13 protein-coding genes are annotated in these 12,268 nt (G+C 63.5%); 11 read left to right on the top strand and 2 right to left on the bottom strand.

Annotated features, from left to right (window positions below; all coding sequences use genetic code 11):
- Positions 1–7: 7 nt before the first annotated feature.
- The 11 genes from flgB to flgL all read left to right on the top strand — a co-directional run bounded on the left by flgB (position 8) and on the right by flgL (position 11,168).
- Positions 8–430 carry a flagellar basal body rod protein FlgB gene (gene flgB, locus ACZYGA_RS07645; protein ID WP_077376218.1) on the top strand — a complete coding sequence of 141 codons (423 nt, stop codon included), beginning with the start codon at positions 8–10 and terminating at the stop codon, positions 428–430.
- On the top strand, positions 430–930 hold the full coding sequence (gene flgC, locus ACZYGA_RS07640; protein ID WP_404625617.1) for a flagellar basal body rod protein FlgC: 501 nt from the start codon (positions 430–432) through the stop codon (positions 928–930). Before flgB ends, flgC begins: the two co-directional genes overlap by 1 nt.
- A 69-nt stretch (positions 931–999) precedes the next feature.
- Positions 1,000–1,692 (top strand): flagellar hook assembly protein FlgD, encoded by a 693-nt coding sequence (locus tag ACZYGA_RS07635; protein WP_077376223.1) that lies wholly within the window; start codon positions 1,000–1,002, stop codon positions 1,690–1,692.
- A 129-nt stretch (positions 1,693–1,821) separates the two neighbouring features.
- Positions 1,822–3,081: a flagellar hook protein FlgE gene (gene flgE / locus ACZYGA_RS07630; protein WP_136937769.1), complete on the top strand. Its 1,260-nt coding sequence runs from the start codon at positions 1,822–1,824 to the stop codon at positions 3,079–3,081.
- A 124-nt stretch (positions 3,082–3,205) separates the two neighbouring features.
- Positions 3,206–3,973, top strand: coding sequence for a flagellar basal body rod protein FlgF (locus ACZYGA_RS07625; protein ID WP_404625687.1), 768 nt, complete (start codon positions 3,206–3,208; stop codon positions 3,971–3,973).
- A 29-nt stretch (positions 3,974–4,002) separates the two neighbouring features.
- Complete coding sequence (gene flgG / locus ACZYGA_RS07620; protein ID WP_136937770.1) at positions 4,003–4,785, top strand: flagellar basal-body rod protein FlgG; 783 nt, start codon at positions 4,003–4,005, stop codon at positions 4,783–4,785.
- 112 nt (positions 4,786–4,897) lie between these two features.
- The gene (locus ACZYGA_RS07615; RefSeq protein ID WP_404625686.1) at positions 4,898–5,536 is read left to right on the top strand and encodes a flagellar basal body L-ring protein FlgH; all 639 of its coding nucleotides are present in this window, start codon (positions 4,898–4,900) and stop codon (positions 5,534–5,536) included.
- A gap of 69 nt (positions 5,537–5,605) precedes the next feature.
- Positions 5,606–6,742, top strand: a complete 1,137-nt coding sequence (locus ACZYGA_RS07610; RefSeq protein ID WP_077376238.1) for a flagellar basal body P-ring protein FlgI — start codon at positions 5,606–5,608, stop codon at positions 6,740–6,742.
- A complete protein-coding gene (gene flgJ, locus ACZYGA_RS07605; RefSeq protein WP_404625614.1) occupies positions 6,742–8,151 on the top strand; it encodes a flagellar assembly peptidoglycan hydrolase FlgJ in 1,410 nt (469 codons plus the stop codon). The genes ACZYGA_RS07610 and flgJ overlap by 1 nt, the downstream gene beginning before the upstream one ends.
- Before the next feature lie 109 nt (positions 8,152–8,260).
- The gene (gene flgK, locus ACZYGA_RS07600) at positions 8,261–9,904 is read left to right on the top strand and encodes a flagellar hook-associated protein FlgK (RefSeq protein WP_404625613.1); all 1,644 of its coding nucleotides are present in this window, start codon (positions 8,261–8,263) and stop codon (positions 9,902–9,904) included.
- A 10-nt stretch (positions 9,905–9,914) separates the two neighbouring features.
- Positions 9,915–11,168: a flagellar hook-associated protein FlgL gene (flgL, locus tag ACZYGA_RS07595; RefSeq protein ID WP_404625612.1), complete on the top strand. Its 1,254-nt coding sequence runs from the start codon at positions 9,915–9,917 to the stop codon at positions 11,166–11,168.
- A 1-nt stretch (position 11,169) separates the two neighbouring features.
- Here flgL and fliR read toward each other — a convergent pair whose 3' ends face one another.
- Both fliR and fliQ read right to left on the bottom strand, forming a co-directional pair.
- Positions 11,170–11,961, bottom strand: a complete 792-nt coding sequence (fliR, locus tag ACZYGA_RS07590; protein ID WP_084208640.1) for a flagellar biosynthetic protein FliR — start codon at positions 11,959–11,961, stop codon at positions 11,170–11,172.
- Positions 11,962–11,974: 13 nt separating this feature from the next.
- Entirely contained in the window at positions 11,975–12,244 is a 270-nt protein-coding gene (gene fliQ, locus ACZYGA_RS07585; RefSeq protein ID WP_077376253.1) for a flagellar biosynthesis protein FliQ, read from the bottom strand.
- Positions 12,245–12,268: the final 24 nt, after the last annotated feature.

The raw sequence follows: 12,268 nt of genomic DNA, 5'->3' as shown, positions 1-12,268 counted from the left end.
ATACCCCATGTTTGATCGACTTGATGCCCTCATGAGTTTTCATCAGCAGGCGCTGGGCCTGCGCGCCGAGCGTCAGCAGGTGCTGGCGAGCAATATCGCCAATGCCGATACCCCGGGCTATCAGGCGCGGGATTTTGACTTTTCCTCGGCGCTCGCCAAGGCGACGTCCGCCAGCGCGGGCGCGCCTGCGGCCCTTTCCCTGGCTACGCCGCGGGCCGGGCATCAGGCGGCGCAGGGAGCCGCAACGCTGGCCGGCGTCGAGCTCATGTACCGGGTGCCCACCCAGCCGAGTCTGGATGGCAATACCGTGGACATGGACGTCGAGCGCGTCAGTTTCGCCGACAACAGCCTGCATTACGAAGCCAGTCTTGAGCTGCTGACCGGCAAGATCCAGGGCCTGCGTCTGGCCATGCAATCGGAGAACAGCTGATGCCTGATTTCAGTCTCTTCCATGTCGCTGGTTCCGCGATGGCGGCGCAATCCCAGCGACTCAATGCCATCGCCAGCAACATGGCGAATGCCGACAGCGTCGCCGGGCCCGACGGCAAGCCCTATCAGGCCCGCCAGGTGGTCTTTGAATATGCACCGCTTGCCCGTCAGGCCAATCAGGCCGCCACTGCCCTGACAGGCATGAACTCGTCCTTCACCGGTCAGACTCTCGGTCAGCCTCTCGATCAGCCTCTCGATCAGCGCGCCGGCATGGGCGGTGTTCAGGTCAGCTCGGTGGCGTTGAGTGATGCGCCGGCACGTAAGGAATATCGTCCTGATCACCCGCTGGCGGACGAGCAGGGCTACGTCAGTTTCTCCAACGTGGACCCGATCGCCGAGATGGTCGACATGATCGCCGCCTCCAAATCCTATGAAGCCAACGTCGAGGTCTTCAATACCTCCAAGTCGTTGCTGCGCAAGACACTGACGCTGGGTGAGTGAGCCCGGGCGTGGGATGCCTTGCCCCTCGCTTCTGCCTTCTGACCGCTTTCTCCGCTACCGGGTAATCGCATGGCGACGCTAGATACCAGTCTGCTCAGCAGCCTGAACCAGACCTCCACCACCCCCTCGAGCGCGGCTGCCAGCGCCGTGTCTGCCAGCGGCACCGAGGAGCTCAATGATCAGTTCATGACGTTGCTGGTGGCACAGATGCAGAACCAGGACCCGATGGACCCGGTCTCGAATTCCGATCTCACGGCGCAGTTGGCTCAGATCAGCACGGTCAGCGGGATCGAGGAGCTCAACACGACCCTGGAGAGCATCACCACCCAGATTTCCAGCAGCGAGGCCCTGCAGGCCGCCAGCCTGATCGACAAGGGCGTGCTGGTTGCTGGCGATGCCGTGCTGGTGGGCAATGCCACCTCCACGCCCTTCGGGATCGAGCTTGAAGGAGCGGTGGATGATGCCAGGGTCGAGGTGCTCGCCGCGGATGGCAGCGTGGTCAAGACCTTCGAACTCGGGGCGCTGGACGCCGGCATCCATGGCTTCGTCTGGGATGGTCTGCTGGAGGATGGCAGTCAGGCTGGGGATGGCGCCTACCAGCTGGCGGTGAGTGCCGAGCGTGGCGGTGAGCCCTATAGCGACTTGCAGACACTGAGTTATGGCGTGGTCAGTGGCGTCAATCAATCCGAGAGCGGGGCTCAGCTGGACCTTGGTCCGCAGCTTGGGGTGGTGGAACTTGCGGCCGTGCGTCAGGTGCTCTGAGCTCATGCGCCGGCGCGGGAGGCGAGTCGTTGAGCCCTCGACACGCGCCGCTGGAAAGAGGCTGCGGCCACCCCGAGTATCACGATGCTGCTCGGGATCTCATTCACATAGCGAGACAAGGGACAGATCATGGCGTTTTCACAGGCATTGAGCGGCTTGAGTGCTGCCGCGACCAATCTGGATGTGATCGGCAACAACATCGCCAACTCGGAAACGGTGGGCTTCAAGTCATCCGAGACCCAGTTCGCGGACCTCTACGCCAGCTCTCAGGCGGCGGGTATCGGGGTGCAGGTCGCCACCATTTCCCAGGATTTCTCGACAGGGTCCCTGGAAACCACCGGGCGTGATCTGGACCTGGCGATCTCCGGAGAAGGCTTTTTGCGCTTTGCCGACAGTACCGGTCAGGTCGTCTATTCGCGCAATGGCCAGCTCAACATCGATGCCGACGGTTTCATCGTCAATGCACAGGGCGCCCAGTTGACGGGCTATGCGGGCGAGCGAGTCACCGGGGAGCCGGTCGTGCTGCAGGTGCCGACGGCGCCGCTGGCTGCCAGCGCCACCCAGGACAATCTGGCCAACAGCATCTTCGGCGCGCAGGTTTCCATCAATCTGGACGCCGAGGCCGAGACCACCTCCACTACCTTCGATCCCATGGACCCCGCCAGTTATGACTACGCCTCGGCGATGACGGTGTATGACAGCCTGGGCGGCGAGCATGTGGTGACCTCCTTCTATACCAAGACCGGCAACAACACCTGGGATGTCCAGCATGTGATGGATTTCGCGGGCAAGTCGGCCGACTACCAGTCACAGGTGAATGCCGGCAGCACGGCGCCGACGGTCGAGTTCGATGCACAGGTCGAGCAGATCAGCTTCGCCGCCAATGGTCAGTTGGCGGATTACACCCCCACGGCCATGACCTATGCCCTCTCCAATGGGGCGCAGGATCTGAACTTCAGCATCGATCTCTCCGGCAGCACCCAGTACGCGAATGACTATGAAGTCACCTCGCTGTCCCAGAATGGCTATACCTCGGGCAGCCTGGTGGGGGTGTCCTTCGAGGATGATGGCCGGGTCATCGGCAGCTATTCCAACGAGCTCAAGCAGACGCTGGGTACCATCGCGCTGGCAAATTTCGCCAATGATCAGGGGCTGAGGCCCAATGGCGACAATGGTTGGCTGGCGACGGCGGAATCCGGTGAGCCGCTGGTGGGCGTGCCGGGGGAGGGTGTCTTCGGCGATGTCGTGTCCGGCGCGGTGGAAGCCTCCAATGTCGATCTGACCACGGAGCTGGTGGATCTGATCGTCGCTCAGCGCAATTATCAGTCCAATGCCCAGACCATCCAGGTCCAGGATGAAGTTCAGCAGACCGTGATCAACCTGCGTTGATCCGCGCTGAAGGGTGATGTGTCGCGACACGGTGTGGCGGCGGCACCTGGCCACTGACCGCCGTGCCTGACCACTGTGACTGGCGGCGACTGACCGCAACGATTGATGAAAGGAGGAGTCGGTGATGGACAGGATGCTCTACACCGCCATGAGCGGTGCCCAGCGAAGTCTGGCGGCGCAGGATGTCGCCGGGCATAATCTGGCCAATGTCTCCACCACGGGCTTTCGCGAGATGCTGACCCTGTCACGGGCCGTGGATGTCCAGGGCGAGGGCCTGCCGACGCGGGTGTCCAGCCAGCTGACCACCTCTGGGGCCTCCATGGCACAGGGCACGATCCAGTCCACCGGACGTGCGCTGGATGTCGCCCTCGACGGCCCGGGGATGCTGGTCGTGCAGGGCGCGGATGGCGAGGAACGCTATACCCGCAACGGCGCCCTGCAGATCGACGCCGACGGCATGCTGACATCGGGTGGCTTGCCGGTGATGGGCGATGGCGGGCCGATCGCGCTGCCGCTCAATGCCATCGTTCACATCGCCGCGGATGGTGGCGTGAGCGCTCGTTCGGCGGCGGATGCACCGGATACCATGGTGCTGCAGGCACAGCTCAAGCTGGTCAACCCCGAGAGCGTGCCCGGTGGGCTGCCGCTGGAGCGTGGGGCGGACGGCTATTTTCGCCAGCCGCTGACCGCCGAGGGGGTGCCGGCCGCGCCATTGGTGGCGGACCCCGAGGTGCGTGTCGTCTCGGGAGCGCTGGAAGGCAGCAATATCTCGGCGACCGACGCCATGGTCGCCATGATCAACAATGCCCGCGGTTTCGAGATGCAGATGAAAGGCATCGAGACCGCGGAGCGCATGGCCGAGCGGGGCAATAGCCTGCTTGGTCTCGACTGACACCGAAGCCTGATTGCGGAGCCCATCAGATGATTCGTGCCCTATGGACGGCCAAGAGCGGCCTTGAAGCTCAGCAGATGCAGATGGACGTGACCGCCAACAACCTGGCCAACGTCTCGACCAATGGTTTCAAGCGTTCGCGCGCGGTATTTGAAGACCTGCTCTATCAGAATCTGCGCCAACCGGGCGCGGCTTCATCCGCCACCACGGAGCTGCCCTCGGGCCTGCAGGTGGGGACCGGGGTGCGAACCGTGGCCACCGAGCGCCTGCATATCCAGGGCAATCTGGAGCAGACGGAAAATTCCAAGGACGTCGCCATCAACGGGCAGGGCTTCTTTGCGGTGATGCTGCCGGATGGTACCAGCGCCTATACCCGCGATGGGTCCTTCCAGCTCGACAGTACCGGCCAGCTGGTGACGTCCAGTGGCTATCCGCTGGACCCGGCGATCGTCATCCCGGCCAATGCGCTGAGCGTGGATATCGCCTCGGATGGCGTGGTCAGTGTCACCCAGCCGGGCGCGACCAACAGTACCGAAGTCGGGCAGCTGCAGCTTTCCACCTTCATCAATCCCGCTGGCCTCTTCAGTCGTGGGGAGAATCTCTATTCCGAGACGGACGCCTCTGGGCCGCGCAGCGACAGCGTGCCCGGCTTCAATGGGGCTGGCACGCTCTATCAAGGCTTCGTCGAGACCTCCAACGTCAACGTGGTGGAAGAGATGGTGGGCATGATCCAGAACCAGCGTGCCTACGAGATCAACTCCAAGGCCGTGACCACCACCGATCAGATGCTCGAGCGTCTGGTCCAGATGTAAGGGTTCTTGCATGTCGCTTTCGTGTGATCTGGTGAGCAGGGTAGAGGCGTCACGGCAGGCCGTGCGGCGGGCGTCTGTGCGTGGAGCAGGAATTGCGGGCCTGCTGGGCGCGATGCTGCTGGGGGCTGGCTGCGCCTATGTCCCAAGCGAGCCGCTGGTGGACACCACGCCACTGGAATCCACGCTGCAGCCGCGTCCCCAGCCGATGGCCAATGGCGCCATCTTCCAGCCGCTTTATGGCAATCAGCCGCTGTTCGAGGACCGACGCCCGCGTGCCATCGGCGACATCATCACCATTCTGCTGGATGAGAACGTCAGTGCCAGCAAGAGCTCGGCCAGCAACGCGAGTCGCGATGGCAGCGTCGGCTTCTCGCTGAGCGCCATTCCCGACTTCATGACCGGCTTGCTGGATGGTACCGATGCCGATATCGAGGGCGACAACGACTTCACCGGCAGCGGTGGCTCGAATGCCAACAACAGTTTCACCGGCACCATCACCGTGACGGTCAGTCAGGTGCAGCCCAACGGCAATCTCGAGGTGCGTGGCGAGAAGCGCATCGCGATCAATCAGGGCACCGAGTCGATCCGCTTTTCAGGGGTCGTGAACCCGCGCACGATTTCCTCGGCCAATACCGTGCAGTCCACCCAGGTGGCCAGCGCGCGCATCGAATACGTGGGCGACGGCTACATCAATGAGGCCCAGAGCATGGGCTGGATGCAGCGCTTCTTCCTGAATCTGGCACCGTTCTGATGGCGCTGCCCGGCGTGAGCCTGACAGGGTGTCTTCCCACCATGACCTTTCTTGACGAGTCGCTTTCCGATGCTTGAGCTGATACTCCCCGTGCGACTGCGTGCAGCACTCTCTGCCTGTCTGCTGCTGACCGGCCTGCTGTTCTCCCTGGAGTCGGTGCAGGCCGACCGCATCAAGGACCTCGCACAGGTACGTGGCGTTCGCGACAACCCGTTGGTCGGCTATGGCCTGGTCGTGGGACTCGATGGCAGTGGTGACCAGACCACCCAGGCCCCCTTCACCGGGCAGAGTCTGACCAACATGCTCTCCCAGCTGGGGGTGACGGTTCCGTCGGGCACCAACATGCAGCTCAAGAACGTGGCTGCGGTGATGGTGACCGCCAGCCTGCCGGCCTTCGCCAGTTCCGGTCAGCCCATCGATGTCGTGGTGTCCTCGCTTGGCAATGCCAAGAGTCTGCGTGGCGGCACCTTGCTGCTGACGCCGCTCAAGGGGGTGGACGGCCAGGTCTACGCACTGGCGCAGGGCAATCTGATCATCGGGGGCGCCGGCGCCCAGGCGGGTGGCTCAAGCGTGCAGGTCAATCAGCTCACGGCAGGGCGCATTCCTGGCGGGGCGACGGTGGAGCGTGGTGTACCCACCCGACTCGGCGATGAGAATGGCGTGATTCATCTGGATCTTTTCGAGGGCGATTTCAATCATGCCCAGAACGTCGCCACTGCGATCAATCGACACTTCGGTGGCTCGCTGGCCTCGCCGTTGAGCAATCGGGACATCGTGATTCAGGCGCCACGCGACATCAGCCAGCGCGTCGGTTTCATCGCCGGGCTGGAAAATATCGAGGTGTCACTGGGCGTGCCGCGCGCACGTGTGGTGGTCAATGCCCGTACCGGCTCGGTGGTGATGAATTCCGAGGTGCGCCTGGCGCGTGCCGCCGTCACCCACGGCAACCTCTCGGTGGTGATCGATGCCAATCCGGTGATCAGTCAGCCCGCGCCGCTGTCCCAGGGACAGACGGCAGTGGTCAACGACCCCGATATCAGCGTTAACCAGCAGGGCGGTGCGCTGCGCATGGTCGAGGGGACGGCCAGCCTTTCCGAGGTGGTCGACGGTCTCAATGCCCTGGGGGCCACCCCGCAGGATCTGGTCTCGATTCTCGAGGCGCTCAAGGCAGCCGGCGCGCTGCGTGCTGATCTCGAGGTGATCTGATGGGGCTGTCCACGAGCAATGCCGGCGTGGATGCCGGGCGTCTGGCCTTCGATACCCAGGGGCTTGCGAGTCTCAAGGGGGCGGCCACGAGTGGCGGAGAGCGGCAACAGCAGGCTCTTGAGGAGAGCGCCCGTCAATTTGAAGCCTTGATGCTCAACATGATGCTCAAGCAGATGCGCTCGGCGACCGAAAGCTCAGCGCTGACCGGCTCCCAGCAGCAGGAGATGATGACCTCGATGCTGGATCAGCAGCTCTCACAGCAGCTGGCCAGTGTCGGGGAGGGGGTGGGGCTTTCACGGATCCTGATTCAGCAACTGTCCTCCCGGGCAGGCACGGCTGGCGGTGATTCCCCGCCTGAGACATCGTCCAGTGAGTCTGCCCACGCTCTTGCCTCTGATCTCGTCGCCAAGGAGGTTGGCGCTGCGCAGGGGGTGGCGGACGCGAACTGGCTGTCAGCGGTGGAAGCCGAAGGCGCCGACTCGCCTGGCGGCTTCATGGCGATGCTGGAGGTGGTATCGGCGGGTCGGGAGGTTCAGGGACTCTATGCCGAGATATCTCAGGGAGCTGTCGGGGCGGGTACTGAGCGACTTTCACAAGGCCATCAGACGGCACGCTCAGCCGCTGACGTGTCCATGCTAAGCGTGCACCAGCGTCAGCAACCCGACAACGTCCAGCGGTTCGTGGCGGAGTTTGCGCCAGCGGCGCGCGCAGCCAGTCGTGAAAGCGGCTTGCCGGCTGAGTTGATCCTGGCGCAGGCCGCACTCGAGACCGGCTGGGGCGAGCGACGCATCCACACCGAGGACGGCCAGGACAGCCACAACCTGTTCGGGATCAAGGCCGGCAGTGGCTGGCAGGGGGACAGCACCACGGTATTGACCACGGAATATCGTGAGGGACGTCGGCTGCAGCTGGAAGACAGCTTCCGGGTCTATCCGGATCAGGCCAGTGCGCTGCGTGACCACGCCGCGTTGCTAAGCGGGGCCGAGCGCTATGCCCATGTTGCCCGGTCACCGGATGCGCAAAGCGCCGCGCGTGCCCTGCAGTCGGCAGGCTATGCCACCGACCCTCACTATGCCGACAAGCTGATCTCGATCATGCAACGTGTCGGCCCGCTGGATGCCAGCGGTGATCGCGAGCGTTCATTGCCTCGCCTGGCGTCACGTGACGTGCTGCCGTCTTCGGAGGTGGAACGCTCCCTCCCGGGCACCTCAACCGCCAGCGCCTCGCAGGACACTCAAGAGCCGGGATGGCTGGCTGCCTCCGCACCGCTGTGGCAGCGCGACGCCGGTGAGGCCAGGCCCCTCTTCGCCGATGATACGGCAATGTCGGTGACAGCCCCGGCGGCAACGCCTTCGCAGAGCGGAGCGATTCCGCTTGCGATAACGACCTCTCGAGGGCTACTGGAGTAGGTCGTGACTCAAGTTCGCTCAGCACTGGCCGATAGTCAGGCATGCCCGGCACGTCGCGGCAGAGTGCCCATCTTCCTACTGTCTTCTTCATTCGCTTCAGGTAAACGTCATGGCCAGCAGCATGTTGAGTATCGGTGTCAGTGGTCTGCAGGCCGCCCAGACCGCGCTTGCCACCAACAGCAACAACATCGCCAACGTCTATACGCCGGGTTATAGCCGCGAGACGGTGGAACTGAGTGGCGGGCCGGGGGCCAGCCAGGTCTCTGGCGTCAGCGTGTCTTCCATCAGTCGCCAGACGGATGCGTATCTCTCGGCGCAGCTGGATTCGGCGCTGAGCGCCAGCGCGGCGCTGGAAACCCGTGAGGCCAATCTCAGCCAGATCGACAATCTGCTGGCGGATGAAGAGGCTGGCTTGGCGCCTCTGATGCAGCAGTTCTTCGCTGCCATCGAGGGTGTCGCCAGCCAGCCGGGCGACCCTGCCGCCCGCGAGAGCATGTTGGGCACGGCGGAGAGCCTGGCCGGGCAACTCAATGCCTTCGCGGGGTATCTCGATGAGATGGATGCCGGTGTCAATGCGCGAATCGGCGATGTGGTCGGCGATATCAACAACGCCACCACCCAGATCGCCTCGCTGAACGAGCAGATTTCCATGACGCGTGCGCGCACCGGAGAAGAGCCGCTGGGGCTGCTGGATCAGCGTGATCAGGCGGTCACCGAGTTGCAATCGCTGGCGGGTGTCGACGTGCAGGAGCAGGACGGGCGCTTGAGCATCAGCCTTGGCAACGGTCAGCTGCTGGTCAATGGCAGCGACAGCCATGATCTTGTCGCGGTGGTGGACCCACAGGATGCCAGTCGGGTGGTGGTCAATTACAGCGCGGCCCCGGGAATGCCGATGAGTCTCGAAGAGGGCCAGCTTGAGGGCGGCACGCTGGGCGGGTTGCTGGGCTTTCGTGAGGAGAGTCTGGCGCCGGCCCAGAATCAGTTGGGGCAACTGGCGGCGGGTCTGGCATTGACCTTCAATGCCCAGCATGGCGACGGGGTCGATGCCAATGGTGACGCCGGCGGCGACTTCTTCACGCTCGGCACGCCGGAGATCCTGCCCGCCAGCGGCAACACCCTCGATGCGGCGCTTGAGGTCGAGTTCGCTCCTGCGACCCTAAAGGAGGGTGAGGACTTCTACAGTGTCGCCCTGACCGGTGATGACTATCGCCTGAGCCTGGAGGGCGGGGAATACCGGCTCGAGAATCTGGGCAATGGCACAGTGGAGAGTCTGAGTCCGGACAGCGAAGGCCTGATGCAACATGAGGGTCTGATCCTCTCGGCCACCAACATGCAGGAGGGTGACAGCTTCACCATCCAGCCGACGCGCCAGATTGCGGCGACGTTTGGGGTCGCGATCGATGACGGCGCTGACATCGCGGCGGGCGAGAGCAGCGGCAGCCTCGACAACCGCAATATCCTGGCATTGCAGCAGCTGCAGAGCAGCGACGCGCTGGGCAGTGCCGGCAGCTTCAATGATCAATACGCCTCGCTGGTCAGCCAGGTCGGCAATCAGACTCGGCTGGTGCAGGTCAATCTGGAGGCGCAACAGAGCCTGACCGAGCAGCTGACGGCCGCCGAGCAGTCGGTGTCAGGGGTCAACCTCGATGAGGAAGCCGCGGACCTGATTCGCTATCAGCAGTTCTACCAGGCCAACGCTCAGGTCATCCAGACCGCGGCGACGGTGCTGGATACCCTCCTGAACATCCGCTAACGAGGTCGTGATGCGCATCAGTACCCAAACCCTCTATGCCCAGGGCGTCAATTCGATGCTGGAGCAGCAGGCCGCGTTCTCGAAGATGTCCGAGCAACTCGCCAGCGGCAAGCGCGTGGTCAATCCCTCGGATGACCCCAGTGCCGCCAGTCAGGCAGTGACGATCTCACAGGCACAGGCCGTCAATGAGCAGTTCGCAGACAGTCGGACCACGGCGCGCAACACCTTGTCCCTCGAGGAAAGTACGCTCAATCAGGTCACCGATACCATCACGCGTGTCCAGAGCCTGATCGTCCAGGCAGGCAACGGCACCCTCAGTGACAGCGATCGCGACGCGCTGGCCACCGAGATCGAAGGCAGCCGAGACGTGCTGCTGGGGCTGGCCAACAGCACCGATGGCAATGGCAACTATCTGTTCGGTGGCCTGCAGGGGGATACGGCGCCCTTCGCTGAGGACGGCACCTATCGCGGAGATGACCAGCAGCGCCAGCAGCGCGTCGACAGCTCGCGCCTGATGGAGGTCAATCACACCGGCAGCCAGATCTTCGCTGGCGTGGCATCCGGCAGCCAGTCGTTGGCGATCCAGACCAGCAGCCGCGAGTCGTCATTGCCGATCACCTTCAAGGGGCCGGAGCTGATCGATTCAAGCGCGCGTGTCGATGGCGCTTCCTACATCATCGACATCGATGCGACTGGCGTCACGATCACCGATGCCGACGGTGCGGATGTCACGATGCTGGATGGTGATGGCGACCCGCTGGCATCACCGGTGGCGTTCCGCGATGGCATGACGCTTGCGTTCAATGGCCTGTCGATGACGCTGTCCGGTGATGAGCAACAGGTGCTTGAGGCTCAGGCGTCCGGCAAGGCAACGCAGCTGGTGATCGAGGAGGGAGAGGCCAGCGCCGAGGTCTTCGCCAATCTGGACAGCCTCATCACGGCGCTGGCGACGCCCATCGAGACCGACGAGGATCAAGCCGCGTTCGACAATGCCATCGCGAGCGCCAGTCGCCAGTTCCGCAACAGTCTCGACAACGTGCTGACCGTACGCGCCGATGTCGGCACCAAGCTCAATGAACTGGACGCTCTCGATCTCATCGGTGATGACCGCGAAATCAATTATGCCGCCACACGCTCTGACCTGATCGACCTGGATTACAATGCCGCGATCTCTGATTATTCACTGGCTCAGGTCGGGCTGCAGGCCTCCCAGCAGGCCTTTTCCGAGATCTCCTCGATGTCGCTGTTCGATTATCTGCGCTGATTCACAGACCGCTTCCCAGCCCTGCATGCACGGCCTGCAGGGCGCTCAACGCCTGACGGAACAGCAGCGACAGCCAATCCGTCATGCCGGGCATCATCAGCCACAGCATGGCGATGCCCAGCAGCAGGGTGAGCGGAAAGCCGATGGAGAAGACGGATAGCTGCGGCGCCGAGCGGTTCAGTACGCCCATGGCCAGATTGATGGCCAGCAGCGATGCCACCAGTGGCAATGCCAGCAGCAGGCCTGCGCTGAACAGGCTGGCGCTCCAGAGCAGCAGGTTTTCCAGTCCCGGTGACCCCAGCCTAGCGAGATCCAGCGGGATGTCATGGAAATGTCCCACCAGAATTTCCAGCACCAGCAGATGGCCGTTGAAGGCCAGAAACAGCAGCATCGCGAGCATGCCCAGCAGACGCGACAGCACCTGGGTGTTGGTGCCAGTGTCCTCCGAGAAGAAGCTGGCGAAGGCCAGCCCCATCTGCAGACCGATGAATTCCCCCGCCGCCTCGACGATGGCGAAGGTGATGCGCATCACCAGACCCAGTGCCATGCCGACCGCCATCTGCAGTGCCAGTTGCCACACGGCCACCAGCCCCAGCATGTCCGGTGCCGGTGGGCTGTCGATCAATGGCGCGATGATCACGGCCAGGCCGAACGCCATCAGCAGTCGCACCGGGGTCGGCAGACTCCGGTGCCCGAAGATCGGCGCGATCAGCATGAAGCCTGACAGGCGCGCGAACGGCCACATGACACTGACGATCATCGCCTGGAGCTGATTCGGGTCCAACCCGTTCATGCGCGCTCCCAGCCTAGCCGATCAACTGCGGAAAGCCCGTGAAGACGCTGCGCGTGAAGTCGAGCAGCGTCTCCAGAAGCCAGGGGCCCGCCGCGACCAGAACCGCGAAGACGCCGAGAATCTTGGGGATGAAGGACAGTGTCATCTCGTTGATCTGCGTGGCGGCCTGGAACAGGCTGACCACGAGCCCGATCACCAGTGCGCTGGCCAGCAGCGGGCTTGCTACCAGTAGCGTGATGTACATGGCATGTGAGGCCAGACTGGTGATGACGTCAGGTGTCATGCGCGACTCCATGGGCGATGAGGC

Source organism: Cobetia sp. BL01, assembly GCF_056493605.1.
Note: the sequence above shows the minus strand (reverse complement) of the source record. Positions and strands in the feature narration are given on the sequence as shown.